At 59.1% G+C, this 16,535-nt stretch carries 11 protein-coding genes and 1 pseudogene; 1 reads left to right on the top strand and 11 read right to left on the bottom strand.

The annotated features are described in order from the left end of the window. Window positions 1-186: 186 nt before the first annotated feature. The 9 genes and pseudogenes from eprS to katG all read right to left on the bottom strand — a co-directional run bounded on the left by eprS (window position 187) and on the right by katG (window position 13,909). The gene (eprS, locus tag AC1RKH_RS03590) at window positions 187-3,153 is read right to left on the bottom strand and encodes an autotransporter serine peptidase EprS (protein ID WP_493061135.1); all 2,967 of its coding nucleotides are present in this window, start codon (window positions 3,151-3,153) and stop codon (window positions 187-189) included. A gap of 60 nt (window positions 3,154-3,213) precedes the next feature. Then, a complete protein-coding gene (locus AC1RKH_RS03585) occupies window positions 3,214-4,578 on the bottom strand; it encodes a TolC family outer membrane protein (protein WP_493061134.1) in 1,365 nt (454 codons plus the stop codon). Between the two features lie 2 nt (window positions 4,579-4,580). Beyond that, complete coding sequence (locus tag AC1RKH_RS03580; RefSeq protein WP_493061133.1) at window positions 4,581-5,897, bottom strand: HlyD family type I secretion periplasmic adaptor subunit; 1,317 nt, start codon at window positions 5,895-5,897, stop codon at window positions 4,581-4,583. Window positions 5,898-5,911: 14 nt separating this feature from the next. Beyond that, a complete protein-coding gene (locus AC1RKH_RS03575; RefSeq protein ID WP_493061132.1) occupies window positions 5,912-7,702 on the bottom strand; it encodes a type I secretion system permease/ATPase in 1,791 nt (596 codons plus the stop codon). Window positions 7,703-7,922: 220 nt separating this feature from the next. Further along, a complete protein-coding gene (locus AC1RKH_RS03570) occupies window positions 7,923-8,309 on the bottom strand; it encodes an AprI/Inh family metalloprotease inhibitor (RefSeq protein ID WP_493061131.1) in 387 nt (128 codons plus the stop codon). A 103-nt stretch (window positions 8,310-8,412) separates the two neighbouring features. Beyond that, complete coding sequence (locus tag AC1RKH_RS03565) at window positions 8,413-9,840, bottom strand: serralysin family metalloprotease (RefSeq protein WP_493061130.1); 1,428 nt, start codon at window positions 9,838-9,840, stop codon at window positions 8,413-8,415. A 503-nt stretch (window positions 9,841-10,343) separates the two neighbouring features. Beyond that, window positions 10,344-10,580, bottom strand: a pseudogene (locus tag AC1RKH_RS03560) (transposase); the annotation flags it as partial. A 238-nt stretch (window positions 10,581-10,818) separates the two neighbouring features. Continuing rightward, window positions 10,819-11,289 (bottom strand): hypothetical protein, encoded by a 471-nt coding sequence (locus AC1RKH_RS03555; protein WP_493061129.1) that lies wholly within the window; start codon window positions 11,287-11,289, stop codon window positions 10,819-10,821. Window positions 11,290-11,674: 385 nt separating this feature from the next. Next, complete coding sequence (gene katG / locus AC1RKH_RS03550; RefSeq protein ID WP_493061128.1) at window positions 11,675-13,909, bottom strand: catalase/peroxidase HPI; 2,235 nt, start codon at window positions 13,907-13,909, stop codon at window positions 11,675-11,677. 380 nt (window positions 13,910-14,289) lie between these two features. Between katG and AC1RKH_RS03545 the strand changes: the two genes are divergently transcribed. Then, window positions 14,290-14,961 carry a hypothetical protein gene (locus AC1RKH_RS03545; RefSeq protein ID WP_493061127.1) on the top strand — a complete coding sequence of 224 codons (672 nt, stop codon included), beginning with the start codon at window positions 14,290-14,292 and terminating at the stop codon, window positions 14,959-14,961. 66 nt (window positions 14,962-15,027) lie between these two features. Here the strand turns inward: AC1RKH_RS03545 and AC1RKH_RS03540 are convergent, their stop codons facing one another. Then, the gene (locus AC1RKH_RS03540) at window positions 15,028-16,110 is read right to left on the bottom strand and encodes a polyamine ABC transporter substrate-binding protein (protein WP_493061380.1); all 1,083 of its coding nucleotides are present in this window, start codon (window positions 16,108-16,110) and stop codon (window positions 15,028-15,030) included. Between the two features lie 80 nt (window positions 16,111-16,190). After that, complete coding sequence (locus tag AC1RKH_RS03535; protein WP_493061126.1) at window positions 16,191-16,532, bottom strand: cupin domain-containing protein; 342 nt, start codon at window positions 16,530-16,532, stop codon at window positions 16,191-16,193. Window positions 16,533-16,535: the final 3 nt, after the last annotated feature.

The raw sequence follows: 16,535 nt of genomic DNA, 5'->3' as shown, positions 1-16,535 counted from the left end.
CTTGAATCCCGGCGTGCTTACCTGCACGCGTCTTGTTTTGTTCCGCGTTCCCCCCCGTAGCAGTTGCTGAAGGCAACGTTCGGCTGCGAAGCAGTCGTACGTCAGGCTCACCGAGTCGTCCGCATTGGCGAGCGCTGCGCACTCGAACGCAGGCTGCGCCAGCTGCTACAAAAGCTGTGGTGTTCTTTAGAACTGCCAATTAAGGCTCAGCCCTACCCCATGGCTGTTTTCGCCGCTGGCCAGACGGCCGTTGTAATCAAGGTTCAAACGAACGTCCTTGGCCAATGCCAGCCCTGCCTGAACCCCGATCAGCGCCGCGTCGCGCGCCAGTGGTGCACTTTCGACCGCGAACCCAGGACCGCCACTGGCAAACGCCAAATGGTCTTCCGATTGAGTAGCGCTCAGGTTGTGCTGCCAGCCGAGGGTGCCGGCGAGGTCGAGCCGTTGCTGACTGGAAAGGTTGATGGTTTTCAGCGCGCGTACGCCCAACGTGCCGAGCACCGCATCACGCGTGTCGCGACCACTTTTCAGCGCTGCGGCATCGCCTTTTTCGGTGAAGCCATCGGTATCCAGATGCACATAGGCGAGATTGGCGAACGGCTCCAGTGCCACGGGCTGCCGTTCCATTCGGTAGGCGGCTTCGGTGAACAATTGCGTGGTGTTGGCGTCGACCCTGGTTTTCTGCCTGGCGCTGACATCACCGTATTGCAGGTCTCGCTTGATATCCGCCCGGTGCCAACTGTAAGAACCGCCGAGACTCAGACTCAGTGCTCCCAGTTCGCGTCCGGCGTAAGCGCCCAGGTGGTAGCTGTCGACCTGCGCCCGGGAATGGGTGCCACTGCCCAGGTTCAGCGAACTGTCGCTGTAGCCAGTGACAAACCCCAGTCGGGTGTCTTCGTCGAGCAAACCGTCGACCCCGGCCAGCAAGCCGCCAATCGACATGGTCGAACCTGCCGTGTCGTTACGCGCATCGGTCTTGCCCCAGGCGCCCAGCGCCTTGACCCAAGCATTACTGCCGGTCGCCGGATCCGCCTGCAAACGCTCTCCCACCGCATCACGCAGGTAACGGCTGTCGTTGATCAGCAAGGTGTCGAGCGCTGGGTAGATTTCCCCGGACAACTGCTGGAACGCCTGTTGGGCCGACGTTGCCGACGGCGACAGCAAAAGGCTTTCGTACACCGGATTGCCCGTGCCCAATTGCTCGACGACAGCCGCCACGGAACGTTGATTCGGGGTTTGCCCGACGCTGGCAAAGGAGCTGTTATTGCGCTCGATCGCCAATTGCACGCCGGTCGCCGAGTAGTCGAGACTGCCGCCGATAAATGCGTAATTCGGCAACACCGCAGCAAACTGGCCCTGAATACCGCCGGCCGCTTGCAGGATGTTGTACTGATGACCGATCAGGCTTTTCACGTCGCCGGGGCTCAACAGCGTCGGACTGTTTTCCCGCGAAAGGCTCACGGTCGCGCCCTGGATCGTGGCTGTGCCGCCGGCAACGATGCTGTCGCTGCTGGTGGGAGACAGCTCGACGGCATAGGTCGAACCGGGCTCGAAGGTCACATCGCCGGCCACGTGCAAGGTGCCGATCGAGTTGCCCGGCGCGACGCTGCCGCCGCTTTTCGCGGTCAATGCGCCGACCCGCCCGGAACCGCCAAGGGTGCCGCTGTCGTTGACCGTCACCGCCGAGCTCAGCGAACCATTGACCGTCAGCAAGCCGCCATTGACCGTGGTCGCACCGCGATAGCTGTTGTTCCCGGCCAGAATCAACTGACCCGCGCCGGATTTGATCAGGCTGCCTTCATAGAGTCGTGTCGCGGCTGCCGCATCGCGCGCCGTGCCCACCGCGTAATCGGTCTTGTCCTGCTGACTGGCGTTGGCCGCAACGCCGTTTTCCCAGCCCTTGTCTTTCAAGGTCTGTTGCCAGGCGCCGTGCTCGGCGGCATCTTCGCTCTGACGCTGTATCAGCGCCTTGTCCGAGATGTCGTTGCTCCATACATCACGCTGGCCGGCACCAAGGTTGGCGTCGAATGAACCGAGCAACTGCCCCGGCCCGCGCATTGCCCGCGCAAGGTCGGGCACGCCCCAACCGACCCGAGTGCTCGGCGCATCGGTGATCGAGCCGTCGAGCTGGGTCGCGGTGGTCAGCAGCACCTGCAAGGCTTGCTGGTTGTTCATGTACGGGTAGCGTTCCATCACCAGTGCCAAGGCGCCGGTGGCATGCGGCGCCGCCATCGACGTGCCGTTGTAGTTGGCATAACCGCCACCGACGATGGTGCTGTAGATCTGCGCGCCCGGCGTGCTGATGCACCAGTACTTGGCGATCCCGCACTGGTTGTATTTCTGCTGATTGTTTTTATCGAGCCCCGACACCGCCAACCAGTGGCCTTCCAGGTCTGGCTCGAAATACGGCAGGGCCGCGCGGACGCTGGCATTGGCGTACCCGCTGTTGCCGGCGCTGAACACGTTGATCACCCCACGACGCGAGACATCGGCCGCCGCATCGATCCAGGTGTTCTGGTTCCAGTGCTGGGCATAGGCGGCGTGCAGACTCTCGATCGTCTTGTAGTCGACATCCTTGGGCTGGCTGCCCCAGCTGTTGTTGATCACCCGTACGCCGGCATCGGCCAAGGCGTCATAGGCCGCTTTGAAATAACGCGGATCGGGGCCGGGGCCAAAGAGGAAGCTGTCGTTCTGATTGGTGTTGGCGACATACACATCCGCGTTGAACGCCACGCCATGCATGCCGACACCGTCACGCGCGGCGCCCATGGTGCCGGTGACGTGGGTGCCGTGGGAGTCGTTGTTGGCGTTGTGATTGCCGCTGACACTGAACGGCGCGCCGTTGAGGTAATTACCGGTGGCCGTGACCGCATGAAAGCGTGCGGCTTCGGGATGGTTCGGATCAAAACCTGAGTCCAGCGCGCCGATCTTCACCCCTTTGCCGGTGAATCCTGCGGCATAGGCCTGATTCGCCTGCATGCGCTCCAGGCCCCAGTCCCGTTGGTATTCCGCTGTGCGCCAGCTGGCGGGATCTCCTGCTTGCCCCGGATCAAGGTAGGCCGCGTGAACTGCGGCGGGCAACGCGGCGACGAGCAACAATAATGAGCCGCTGGTGATCGGCTGGGAGCTATAACGACGTACATCCGTGTTCATGACATCTCGCCTTATTAGACTTGTAGTCCCCCATCCGGGGGGAGTGCTGCAGTGAGGTGCTTATCGGGTGGTCTTACGCGGGCCGAAGGCTTCATCGACCTTGGCCAGGTCCTCTTCACGCAGGTTGCCGGCGTAGTAATGCAACTTGGTCCACGCCATCAAATAGTCATAACGGGCCTGGGCCAGGTCACGGCGCGTGGTGTAGAGCTGCTGTTCGGCATTCAGTGCATCGAGGTTGACCCGCTCGCCGCCGAGGATGCTTTGCTTGGTCGAGATCACCAGCGCTTCAGCCGACGTCAGGGCCTTTTGATAGGCACGCAGCTTGCTGACACCCGACAGGCAGGCACTGAACTGGCGACGCAGTTCGATCAGGGTTTCGCGGGTTTTCGAGTCCAGATCGTATTCGGCCTGCTCCATCGAACGACTGGCCTGACGAGTCGATGCCGACACCCCGCCACCGGCATACAGCGGTATGGTGACCTCGATACCGATGGTGTTGGTGTCGTAACGCTGGTTGTAGGTGTTGCCGCTTTCCGACTCGTTCTTGCGCGCTGTCGCGTAGGCGTTGACCCTGGGCAAGTGCCCGGCGCGATTGCGCTCCACTTCGAACCGCGCCACTTCAACCGCCTGACGCTGGGAAGCCAGGTTCGGGTTGTTGCTCAGCGCGAGCTCATGCCAGGTGTCGAAATTGGCCGGTTGCAAGGTGAACGACTCAAAGGACTCGCCCAAAGGCTCAAGGTCTTTGATATCAATATCCCGCGTGCCGATCAGCGCCCCCAGCTCACGCAAGGAAGCGTCTTGCTCATCACGAGCCTCAATCTCTTCGGCAGTGGCCAGTTCGTAACGCGATTCCGCTTCGAGAATATCGGTGCGGGTGCCCTCGCCCTGGCGGAACATCTGCTCGTTCTGCTGGAACTGTTCTTCGAAGGCTTTTTTCTTCGCTTGCGCGATGTCGATCTGATCCTGGGCAAACAGCGCCTGGGTGTAATAGGTCAGCACCCGCACCAGCAGTTCCTGGCTCTTGCCGCGAAAATTTTCATCGGCGAACAGCGATTGCGCCACGCCCTTGCGATACGCCGCGTAGGCCTCGTAGTCGAACAACGGTTGCTGCAGGGTGAAGGTCGAGCCGTAGCTGTCGTAGTTACGGTTTTCGGTCTGGTTGCGGCGGCGCTCGTCCAGGGATGTGGCCTTGGAGTTGTTGCGGCCCTTGTTGTAGTTGTACGACAGTTTTGGCAGCAGGCCGGCGCGACCAATCGTGCGGTTTTCAAGGCCGGCATCACGTTCCTTGATGGCGCCGAGAAATATCGGATCGTTGCGCAGCGCCTGTTCGTAAACCTCGAATGGCCCCATGGCGTGAACGTGGGTACAGACCAGCAATGCTATAGCGGTCCCGAGAATGGAAAGCTTGCTCATACGACGGAACATCCTTATTCCTCGGTCAATGCGGAGCCTGCCCGGTCGAGCAGAGGTTTGAACAGATAGTTGAGGAGTGAGCGTTCACCGGTGCGTACGAACATTTCCGCCGGCATGCCCGGCTTGATCACCAGCCCGTTGAGTTTCTCCATGGCCACATCGCTGACGCTGCTGCGCAGCACGTAGTACGGCACGCCGGTTTTCTCGTCGACCATCTGGTCGGCTGAAATCAGGCTGACTTCGCCCGGTACCCGAGGGGTTTTGCTCTGGTTGAACGCGGTGAACAGGATGTCCACCGGCAAGTGGCTGCCGACCTTGTCGATCAGGTTCACCGGCAGGTGACCTTCGACCTCAAGGTGCGTGCCTTGGGGCACGATCTCCAGCAAGGTTTCACCCGGGCGAATCACTGCGCCTTCGGTGTGTACGCCGAGGCTGACTGCAATGCCGTCGGCCGGCGCGACGATTTCACTTTGTTGCAGATTAAAACCGGCCGAGGTCAGTTGCTGCTCCAGGGTCAGGCTCTTGAGCTGTGCGTCCGCCAACTGGCTGCGCACCTCTTTCTGGTACTCCTCGCTGTGCTGTTGCAACTTCAAGCGCGTTTCAACAATGCCCTGGTCCACTCGCCCGCTTTCGCCGGTGTTCTGCGCCAACTGCTGTTGTACCTGCGAGAGCTGACGCTGGTAATCCATCAACCGGTTGCGCGGGATGTAACCGTTGTCGGCCAAGGGCTGCAGGTTGGTCAGTTGCTGACGCAAGGATTCAGCCTGCGCGGTCAGGTCGGTACGTGCCCGACGCATCCCGGCCAATTGCGCGGTGGCGCCTTCGATGTTGGCGCGCAGCCCGGCCTGCTCACGATCAAACGCTTCGCGGCGGCTGCTGAATAGTTGCCGCTGGCCTTCGAGGACCAACGCCAGACGCGGGTCGGGGTCGCTGCTCAGTTCGGTCGGAAAAATCACCTGTTTGAGGTTGTCACGCTCGCTCTGCCAACGCGCCAGACTGGCCCAGGCCATGCGGTACTGGGCTTGCAAGGATTGCACGTCGGCTTCGACCTGAGTCTGGTCGAGACGAAACAGCGGCTGGCCTTGCTTCACTGCCTCACCTTCACGTACCAGAATCCGGCTGACCACGCCGCCACTCATCGATTGCACAGCCTTGCGCTTGCCGGACACCACCACCGTGCCCTGCACCGGAATCCCCTGATCGAGAGGCGCCAGGCTGGCCCAGAGAAAAAAACTGCCGGCGCCGACCACGGCGAGAGTCCAGCCCATGCGGGCAAAAAACCCGGCGTCGCGCTCAGGGCGCTCCGGTGCGTAACCTTGTTCGATTGTCATGCCGCTGTCCTTGCTCATACACCGCTGCTCTTGGTCGGGGCCTGATACTGGCGGCTCATGCTGAGCCCGGCCGGTGACGCGGGTTTCTCCCGTGGTTGTTCCTGCTGTGCGCCAGACTGCTGTGAGCCAGAGAGTGCCTTGAGCACTTCCTGACTCGGCCCGAAGGCTTGCAGGCGACCTTCGTTAAGCACCAGCAACTTGTCGGCCTGGGCCAACGCCGAAGAGCGGTGGGTCACCAGAATCACGCTGGTGCCCTGGGCTTTCATCTGCGCGATCGCACTGGCCAATGCAGCCTCGCCAATGGTGTCGAGGTTCGAATTCGGCTCATCGAGCACCACCAGGCTTGGCCCGCCATACAGTGCTCGGGCCAGGGCCACGCGCTGTTTCTGGCCGCCGGACAAACCGCTGCCATCCTCGCCCAGCAGGGTGTCGTAGCCTTGCGGCAAGCGCAGAATCATCTCGTGCACGCCGGCTTGTTGAGCCGCCTCGACAACCTTCTGCGGGTCGGCTTCGCGAAAGCGCGCGATGTTTTCGGCGACACTGCCACTGAACAGTTCGATGTCCTGTGGCAGATAGCCGATGTAGGGGCCGAGGTCGTCGCGGTTCCAGCGATGGATGTCCGCACCGTCCAGCCGCACAGTGCCGGCCAGGGTCGGCCAGACACCTACCAGCACTCGCGCCAGAGTCGATTTACCGGAGCCGGACGCACCGAGCACGCCCAGCACTTCGCCGGCCCCGAGGTTGAAATTGACCATGTGCAAGGTCGCCGTGCGTTGCCCCGGCGGGCCGGCGCTGACCTGCTCGAAGGTTACCTGGCCCTTGGGCGCGGGCAACTCCATGGCGCCGTCGCTCGGCGGGAATTCCTGCAGCAAGGCATCCAGCCGCCGATACGCCAGCTTCGCCCCGCTCCATTGCTTCCAGACGGCAATCAACTGATCGATCGGGCTCAGCACCCGGCCCATCAGGATCGAGCCGGCGATCATCATCCCTGCAGTCATCTCGCCCTTGATCACCAACAGTGCGCCGAGCCCCAGCACCAACGATTGCAGGCATAGACGCAGGGTTTTACTCAGGGAACTGATGACCGCGCCGGTATCGCTGGCCTGATTCTGCAAGCCGAGAAAGCGCGAATGCACCTGGAACCAGCGCTTGCGCAGCGCCCCGAGCATGCCCATCGCCTGGATGGTCTCGGCGTTGTGCAGGTGACTGGTGGCCAGTTGCGTGGACCGTTGCGAGTAACCGCCAGCTTCACCCAAAGGCTTTTTGGTCATCGCCTCATTGAGGAATGCCAAACCGATCAACAGCACTGCGCCGACGGTAGCGAACACCCCAAGCCAGACGTTGAACAGATAGATCACGAACAGGTAGACCGGAAACCACGGTGCATCGAAGAACGCGAACAACGCAGGTCCCGTGACGAATTGGCGAATGTGGGTCAGGTCGCCCAACGACTGGCCGGCGTTGCCCTCGCCCTTGAACAGGTTGCGCTCGAACGCGGCCTGATAGACCCGCAGATTGAAACGTCGCTCCAGTTGGCTGCCGATGCGAATCACGATGAAGCTGCGCACGGTCTCCAGCAAACCGATAAACACAAAAAAGCCCACCACCATCAACGACAGCATGGCCAGAGTGGTTTCATTCTGCGACGACAGTACCCGGTCATAGACCTGGAGCATGTAAATCGACGGCACTAACATCAGTACGTTAATCAGTGCGGTGAAACAACCAACGCTGATCAGAATACTTTTATAGTCGCCCAGCGCCTTCAATAGCGGTGCAGTGGGAGTGGTCTTCGCCATTCTCATTGATCTTCCCTGAGCTGATAGCCCGCGCGGTAGTTCGACACGGTTCCAATAAACTGCCCCCCCACTCTGGCGGGGGGATTGCTTTTAATAATGCAACTGGCAGGCGAACGAACCCTATGTCATGACGATATAGAGTTCAGTTTATTTAGCTGCCAGCGGAAAACTGTGGGTGAATCCTTATTTCCATGACGGGAAAAGATTCGGCTTACAGCCCTGCCCTTTAGTGCGGCGCGCGTTGCAAAACAATCTGCGGATCAGAGTGTTTGGTACTTTGGTAGAGCCCTTCCTGCTGTCGGCCAAGATGAATAATTCTTGAACCTTCTTTACCGGTCAGTGATATACCGTCAGGTTCCGGGAACCAACCGATGGGTGTTGCACTCAGCCAACCGGCGAGGCATTCAATATCGCCAGCCAATGTTTGATTCTGCTCAAGTTTCAGTGCACAGATGTTCTGCGGGGCAGACTTCTGGTAAACCTGCCACTCCCCGGCCAGTTCCGACGGGTCCGCTAATCTCAGGCTGCTTGCCATGGCTACATCTCCAGAAAACATCATCAGCGTGGCGATCAGCCAAGCCATTGCCCTGTAGGTAAAGGCGTTATGGGTCATAAGGTGTTTCGTCCCAGGTTGTAGCCTGTGCAGCCTCGCCTACCGCAGCGATGCTGGCAAGGACAAGGGGCAGCGCATCGGCGCTGCCCCCATAGTCATCGACTCAGGCCACGATGTCCGTGGTAGCTGCCTGGCCAACGGTGCTGACCAGGAAGTCAGCCACGCCGTGCCCGGAGAAGTCGATGGCAAGGCTGCTGCCACCGGAGATCGAACTCAATACCGCGTCGCCCACCGCACCGGTGAAGGAACTCACAAAGTGCAGGCCTGCGCCGTTGGTAATGGCACTCAGGTCGATTTTATCCAGACCGCTGGTGAAATCCATGATCTGATCGGCCGCACCCGGCTTGGAGTCGGAGCTTGCTGCAAACACGAAGGTGTCGGAACCGCTGCCACCCCAGAGTTTGTCCGCGCCACCCGCACCGTAGAGGATGTCGTTGCCGGCACCGCCCTTGAGCTCGTTGGCCACGCTGTTACCGATCAGCAAGTCGTTGCCCGAACCGCCGATGGCGTTCTCGATGGTCACACCCTTGGCAATGGAAACGTTGCCTACCAGGCCACCAACATCGGAGAACGAGGCCTCATTGAGGTTGATCTTCTGGTTTTGGGTGAACCCGGAGAAGTCCAGGGTGTCCTTGCCGCCCGCGTCCCACACCGAAAACACGACTTTGTCCGACGACGAGGTAGCGCTGTAGAAATCGCGGCCAGCGTTGGAGTTGAAGCCGTAGGTAGTGTCACCGGTACGGGTGCTCATGTTGGCGCCATAGAGTTTCTGCACCGCAGCAATATCGTCCATCAACGGACCGGACGAATAAGCCTCGACACCGCCCTTGCTGAAGTTCTGGTTGGTGTTGCTTTCACTCCAGTAACTCATGAGGCTGTAGCCACGAGTGTCCTGGCCATAGGACGCATCGTTGTAGGTCGGGTTGCCTTCGCCGGCGTTGTAGTCGCCAGGGTGAGACAGACCGAGGGTGTGCCCGATTTCGTGAGTCAGGGTCTGACGACCGTAGTTGTTCACGCCCGGGGTCTTGTTGACGTTGTAGCCACTGCCGGTCAGGTACCACGATTGGCCGTCGTAGCCAGGCTCAGTACCCGGCAGGAAGGCGAATGCTGCTGCACCTTCCTGGCCGCCACTGTAGTTGCCAAAGGTCATGTGACCGTCACCGCCCTTGGCAGCTTCAGTGAAGGTGACATTCGCCACGTCCGCCCAGGATTGCATGGCGAGCACGGCCTGAGCCTTCTGCAAGGAGCTGAACTGGCTGAAGCCGGTAACGCCCAGACCGCTGAAGTTCGACGTCTGGCTCGTCAGAAACGTATAGGTGAGTTCGATCTTGCCGCTGCCGTTGAGATCATGCCAGGAGGCACCATCACGCAGCAGTTGAGTCGCGGCTTGATCTACCGAGTAGGAGGGTTTGCCATTGACCGTAAGATTGCCGCCACGGTCATACTGATGGCTGAAACTATCGATTTGTGACCACGCAGAACTTGGTGCTGCGTCGGCCGTTTCAATAGCTTTCACTTTTACTTTCGACATAAACACACTTCCTTGTTTAGCAATGGAACAGTTTTTTGTCAGACAGCGACAATCTCTGGCGAGATCGTCCTATCACTCGCCCAATGAAGGCGAAAGAAAACTGACACAATTTGAAATCAAACGTCCACTACTTTTTTGACGTCAAATTGAACTATTCCACAAAACTCCCGAAAACAATGACCGGCGAGTCGAAATAATCTTTGTAGTTCAATCCCCAGACAGGATTGTCGGACAATGCTCTATTTAAATATTAAATAACAGTACAGTTGTATTTGATTACTACGTCGCAGCATTACTGGCTTTGCGCCATCTAGTTATAGCACCCAAAGCGCGCAGTAAATATTCGGGGTCAAGTGCACTAATCTGACGACCGTCGTCGCTGCGCATATTCTCATCCGCCAACAACGCCAGCTGCTACAAAAGCCACGGTGTACACAACCCCGTAGCAGTTGCCGAAGGCGACGTTCGGCTGCGCAGCAGTCGTAAAACCGGGCGCCTCGGTATCAGAACCAGCACGCGTCCCATAACGGGTAATCATGAACCCGTTCAACCAATCCGGCACGAATCGGGTTTTGAATAACGTATCGCGCAAGGGTTTGCACGTCCTCGTCCTTACGAACAGCTCGATCGTGATACCCCTTCTGCCACAAACGTCCTTTACGCCCTAACGCCTGATTCACCGCCAGGCTACTGCGTGACTTGATACGACACATCACTTGCGCCAACGTCTTTTCTCGCAGTCCCTCCGTGTCAGGCTACCTGTCGCCCTTGTTGATTGACTCATTTATTCAAAGGAGGCGCAGAACTTACAACGTTAACGACATTCAGGCTGGCGCAATGCTCAACCAGATGTACCCCCTCAACTCCCCCGGCCGAATCTTGTTCCACAACCGTGTGCGGACCCGGTCGATGTTCGGTGCCCTGTCTTCAAGGGTGAACAGCCGCCCCGCCTCGATGAGCCAGGCGGGACGGTCGGGTTTAGAACTCTCCAATGTCAAATTTTACGGCGACGCGATATCTGTCGCCATCGATGGTTATCGTCTTGAACAGCAACCTCCCGTTTATGGGCTTTTCGAAGGATTTTCTTTGGAGAACGACCTCACCTGTTTCAGCTTTGAAGAAAACATCCTTCAAGTTGTTGTCCCCGCTACCATATTTCATGTATCCGAGGCTCAGTACCTCCGGACTTCCAACAAGATAGGTGCCGCTGGGCGCGCTACTGCTGCTGAGTTGGACCGCAATCGCCACGCGTTTCCCTGGTGTCTCCGGGTCATCCATAGTGCCGTGGAAGCGAAGCGTTCCGTGCTGTTCGTCGCGCCATATCCAAGAGGCGAGGAATTGGAATTCCTTCTCGGTTCGAAGATTAGTAATGGTTCCCTTGATGGTTCCGGTGGCGACCCCTTTGGTGCTCTCAGGGCGTTCAAAAGGGAGCAGTTCCTTGCTGGACATAGTCATTTTCCCTACTGGCATTGGCGTCGCTGATTCGACGCCATTCACCCAGCCATTTAGCAAGAAAATCCGCATGCTGTAACCTGTCATAAATGACAGGTATAGCCAGGTTGTTTCTTATTTCGAAATGAGCGGCATCAGGGACACTGATACACGCTTACGCGATTCGCTTGAGGATTTTGAGTTTCCTGGACGACCGGTCACCAAGCCCGGCGTCTTTGGGCGAACAAAAAACCAACGCCTCCACACAGGGAGGCGTTGCGGGTTTTCAGAAACACCGAATGGAATATGACGCCTCTACTCTTGGCAACCTCCCTGGAGCCCCCTGACCAAAGCGATCAGGTTGAGGTGGCCCACCCTCAAGACCCAGGGTCCAACGTTCGCGTCAGCGGAGGTCGAAGCGGTCAAGGTTCATCACCTTGGTCCAGGCCGCTACGAAGTCTTTCACGAACTTCTCCTGCGCGTCGCTGCTTGCATAGACCTCAGCCAACGCCCTCAACTGCGCATTCGAGCCAAAGACGAGATCGACACGAGTGCCTGTCCATTTGAGGTCGCCGGTTTTACGATCGCGTCCTTCAAACTCTTCATTGGCGTCCGAGACCGGCTTCCATTCCACGCCCATGTCGAGCAGGTTGGTGAAGAAGTCGTTGGTCAACGCTTCAGATCGCTTCGTGAAGACCCCGTGCGGGGTTTGTCCGACGTTGGTGTTCAACACGCGCATGCCGCCAATGAGCACCGTCATTTCTGGTGCGGTGAGTGTCAACAGTTGCGCCTTGTCGATCAGTAACGCCTCGGCCGGTACGCGGTATTTGCTCTTGAGGTAGTTACGGAAGCCATCGGCGATGGGTTCGAGAAACCCGAAAGATTCCACATCCGTCTGCTCTTGGCTCGCGTCCATCCGCCCCGGAGTGAAAGGCACCGTGACGGTGTGACCGGCATTTTTCGCCGCCTGTTCGACGCCAGCGCTCCCGGCCAGCACGATCAGGTCCGCCAGCGAGATCTTCTTGCCGCCAGTCTGCGCGCTGTTGAACTCGCTCTGGATTTTCTCGAGGGTCGCCAGCACGTTCGTCAGTTTCTCGGGTTGGTTGGCCGGCCAGTCCTTCTGCGGGGCCAGGCGCAGGCGCCCACCGTTGGCGCCACCACGCTTGTCGGAGCCACGGAAGGTGGAAGCCGCCGCCCAGGCAGTTGATACAAGTTGCGAGACTGCCAGGCCACAGGACTGGAGCTTGCTCTTGAGTGAGGCGATGTCGCTGTCGTTGACCAGTGCGTGGTCGACCGCCGGGATGGGGTCTTGCCACAGGAGTTTTTCGTTGGGCATTTCCGGACCCAGGTAGCGCGAGAGCGGCCCCATGTCGCGGTGGATCAGCTTGAACCAGGCACGGGCGAACGCGTCGGCCAACTGATCCGGATTTGCCAGGAAGCGCCGTGAAATGGGTTCATAGATCGGGTCGAATCGCAGGGACAGGTCCGTGGTCAACATGGTCGGATTACGCCGCTTGGACGGGTCGTGAGCATCTGGAATGATGCCCGCGCCTGCGCCGTTTTTCGCCGTCCACTGGTTCGCACCTGCCGGGCTCTTGGTCAGTTCCCACTCGAAACCGAACAGGTTCTCCAGGTAGTTGTTGCTCCACTTCGTGGGCGTGGTGGTCCAGGTCACCTCCAGGCCACTGGCGATGGTGTCGCCACCTTTTCCGCTGCCGAAGCTGCTCTTCCAGCCCAGGCCCTGCTGTTCGAGGCCAGCGGCTTCGGGGTCGGCGCCCACATTGGTTACAGGCCCGGCGCCGTGGGTTTTGCCGAAGGCGTGGCCGCCGGCGATCAGTGCCACGGTTTCTTCGTCATTCATCGCCATGCGAGCGAAGGTTTCGCGGATATCCACCGCAGCAGCGACCGGGTCCGGGTTGCCCTCCGGGCCTTCCGGGTTGACGTAGATCAGGCCCATTTGCACCGCAGCGAGCGGTTTCTCCAGGTTGCGCTCCTGGACAGTAGGGCTCTCATCTTTGCCATAGCGCACGTCGCCCCCCAGCCAGGTTTTTTCGGAGCCCCAGTAGACGTCCTCATCCGGTCCCCAGACGTCCGGACGACCTCCGGAAAAACCAAAGGTCTTGAAGCCCATGGACTCCAGCGCGACGTTGCCGGTGAGGACGATCAGATCGGCCCAGGAGATATTGCGACCATACTTTTGCTTGATCGGCCAGAGCAGTCGACGCGCCTTGTCGAGGCTGACGTTATCCGGCCAACTGTTGAGCGGCGCGAAGCGTTGCTGACCGGAGCCGGCACCACCCCGCCCGTCACCGGTGCGGTACGTGCCTGCGGCGTGCCAGGCCATGCGAATAAAGAACGGCCCATAGTGGCCGAAGTCCGCAGGCCACCAGTCTTGCGAGTCGGTCATCAGCGCATGCAGGTCTTTCTTGAGCGCCGCAAAGTCCAGCTTTTTGAACGCTTCGGCGTAGTTGAAGCCCTCGTCCATGGGATCGGACAGAGACGAGTGCTGGTGCAGGATCTTCAGATTCAGTTGGTTTGGCCACCAGTCGCGGTTCGACGGGCCACCGCCCGCGGCGGCGTGATTGAACGGGCATTTCGATTCAGTTGCCATGTGTGAGCTACCTTTGGTCGTGTTCATCCGGCTATCCGGCCCGGCGTGGGCGCGCAATAGCGACGAGCGAAATCAATGACATAAGCTGCAGGGCCAACGGTTCGATCAATTGATCGTCGTGGTCACACGGGCAACCCGGATAGCGGCAATCGATTTGCCTGCACGGTGGCCCACGGCAAGCCTAGTACGCTTCTGACTTATTCGTATCTCTTATCAGGTCTCAACCGGCCAGTTTTCACCAGCGCTCCGCTAAGGTTAGCCCCCTGTAAAGCAGTCAGCTAATAGGTGGAGTGTTGGATCTTGATAGGCATAATCTTTTTTATAGGGCCATGTAGGCATCAGTGAGGCTAGCATTCCTGTAACGACCTTTTACGCGACGACCCTATGCCACGGCAGAGGACCAGACCATGAATAAGCGCCAGCGCCGCACGGCCGTCCACGAAGCTGGCCACGCCCTGGCCTTTTGGTGGAATGGTCAACACATAGAGCGCGTCACTGTGCGCACCAGGACAGAAGCCTGCACCGGCCCAATGATTGATCTGCGCGGCAACCCGCAAAACGTAGAGGGGTTGGTCGAGGCTGATTACCTGGTCCCGCACCCATCCTTCGACGCCCCCGGGATTGCTGAATACCTGCCCTCTATGGTCGATGCTATTGAGCGCGATCTTCTCGATTGCTTCGCCGGCCCCGTGGCCGAAGCAGTCTACAGGCGCACCAGATCGGACAAATTCATCTGGGGCAGCGGCAGTGGGGACCGGTGCCGGGGTTACGAATTGATAAGTTTGCTGCCTGCACGAAAGCTACTCGACGCCGAATCCCAGGCAATCGCCCGCTCCAGCTGTCTGGTTCGTCGTTACTGGCCCGCTGTCACCGCTGTGGCGGATCTTCTACAAGAGCACGGCACGGTTAACGGGGAAGCTATAACCGCGCTGCTGTGCGAAATCACCGGGGAGTCACCTACGCGGCTCACTAATGACCTGGCAACCCTCGACACGCGACGCAATAGGCGGTGGACTGCAGCCCACTCGAATCTGCTTCGGGACACTTGGAAAAAGTTCATTTCCCCACTCCAGACCTGAACTCGCCCGGAGTGGTTCCACTCCAGCGCCAAAACTCCGACGACACCTGGCCACTCTTGAACGCTATCAACTCCCCGTCCGAATCTTGTTCCACAACCGTGTGCGGACCCGGTCGATGTTCAGTGGCATGGACTCCAGAGCGAACAACTTGCCCATCATTTCCGGGCTTGGGTAGACCTTGGTGTCGCTCTTGATGGCCGGGTCGATCAGGCTGTCGGCCTGTTCGTTGCCGTTGGCGTAGTGCACATAGTTGCTGATGCCGGCCATGACGTCCGGGCGCAGCAGGTAGTTCATGAAGGCGTAACCGGTCTTCTCATCCGGCGCGTCGGCCGGCATGGCGACCATGTCGAACCAGATCGCCGCGCCTTCCTTGGGAATCGAGTAGCCAATATCCACGCCATTCCTGGCTTCCTTGGCACGGCTTTCAGCTTGCAGGATGTCGCCGGAGAAACCCACCGCCACGCAGATATCACCGTTGGCCAGGTCGCTGGTGTATTTGGATGAGTGGAAATAGCTGACGTAAGGCCGGACCTTCATCAGCAGCTCTTCGGCTTTCTTATAGTCCGCCGGATTCTTGCTGTGATGCGGCAGGCCCAGGTAGTTCAACGCGGCGGGCAGCAGTTCCGGACCGTTATCGAGAATCGCCACGCCGCACTTCTGCAGCTTTTTCATGTTCTCGGGTTTGAAAATCAGGTCCCAGGAATCTACCGGCGCGTTATCACCGAGCACCGCTTTGACCTTGGCAATGTTGTAGCCAATCCCGGTGCTGCCCCACAGGTACGGGAAGCCGTGTTCGTTACCCGGATCGTTGTTTTGCAAAGCCTTGAGCAACACCGGGTTGAGGTTCTTCCAGTTCGGTAGCTGGTTCTTGTCAAGTTTCTTCAGCGCCCCGCCCTCGATCTGCCGCGCCATGAAGTGGTTGGACGGAAACACCACGTCATACCCCGATTTACCGGTCATCAGCTTGCCGTCGAGGGTTTCATTGCTGTCGTAAACGTCATAGCTGAAACCGATGCCGGTTTGCGTCTGGAAGTTTTTCATCGTGTCCGGGGCGATGTAGTCCGACCAGTTGTAGATCTTGACGGTCTCGGCGGCGTGGCTGAGTGACGCAGCGAGCATCAGCGGAGCCAACAGCAATGGGGTCAGCATTGATTGAGCTTTGGGCGTGCGGATCATGATTCGATTCCTGTATGGCGTTTTTATTGGCAGGTTTTCGGGTGATCAGAGGATCAAAAAATCAAGACGTAGGTTTTGCGCACGGTTTCCCGGATGTCCCAGACTCCGGTGCTGTTGGCTGGCAACAGCAGTGCATCGCCGGCCTCTATGTGCAGGGTTTCGCCGTTGTCCGGGGTGAATGTGCAACGCCCCTGGATGAAGTGACAGAACTCTTGAGCGACGATCTGTCGCCGCCAGCGTCCGGGGGTACATTCCCAAATACCGGTTTCGACTCCGTCCGAGCGTTCCACGCTGGTGCTCGAAGTCACCGCCACCGGTGTGCCCAATGGCACGGCGACCGGTGCCGATTCCTCCAGAGTGACGAGATGAGTGTTCTTGAATTGGGTAATGCTCATGCT

The organism is Pseudomonas sp. GW822-FHT06B12 (assembly GCF_058799675.1).
This window is presented reverse-complemented; position numbering and strand designations above follow the sequence as displayed.

What these genes read in the sequence shown, in the direction of transcription:
- eprS (WP_493061135.1), bottom strand. Translation starts at nt 3,153, where the DNA reads ATGAACACGGATGTACGTCGTTATAGCTCCCAGCCGATCACCAGCGGC.
- AC1RKH_RS03585 (WP_493061134.1), bottom strand. Translation starts at nt 4,578, where the DNA reads ATGTTCCGTCGTATGAGCAAGCTTTCCATTCTCGGGACCGCTATAGCA.
- AC1RKH_RS03580 (WP_493061133.1), bottom strand. Translation starts at nt 5,897, where the DNA reads ATGACAATCGAACAAGGTTACGCACCGGAGCGCCCTGAGCGCGACGCC.
- AC1RKH_RS03575 (WP_493061132.1), bottom strand. Translation starts at nt 7,702, where the DNA reads ATGAGAATGGCGAAGACCACTCCCACTGCACCGCTATTGAAGGCGCTG.
- AC1RKH_RS03570 (WP_493061131.1), bottom strand. Translation starts at nt 8,309, where the DNA reads ATGACCCATAACGCCTTTACCTACAGGGCAATGGCTTGGCTGATCGCC.
- AC1RKH_RS03565 (WP_493061130.1), bottom strand. Translation starts at nt 9,840, where the DNA reads ATGTCGAAAGTAAAAGTGAAAGCTATTGAAACGGCCGACGCAGCACCA.
- AC1RKH_RS03555 (WP_493061129.1), bottom strand. Translation starts at nt 11,289, where the DNA reads ATGTCCAGCAAGGAACTGCTCCCTTTTGAACGCCCTGAGAGCACCAAA.
- katG (WP_493061128.1), bottom strand. Translation starts at nt 13,909, where the DNA reads ATGAACACGACCAAAGGTAGCTCACACATGGCAACTGAATCGAAATGC.
- AC1RKH_RS03545 (WP_493061127.1), top strand. Translation starts at nt 14,290, where the DNA reads ATGAATAAGCGCCAGCGCCGCACGGCCGTCCACGAAGCTGGCCACGCC.
- AC1RKH_RS03540 (WP_493061380.1), bottom strand. Translation starts at nt 16,110, where the DNA reads ATGCTGACCCCATTGCTGTTGGCTCCGCTGATGCTCGCTGCGTCACTC.
- AC1RKH_RS03535 (WP_493061126.1), bottom strand. Translation starts at nt 16,532, where the DNA reads ATGAGCATTACCCAATTCAAGAACACTCATCTCGTCACTCTGGAGGAA.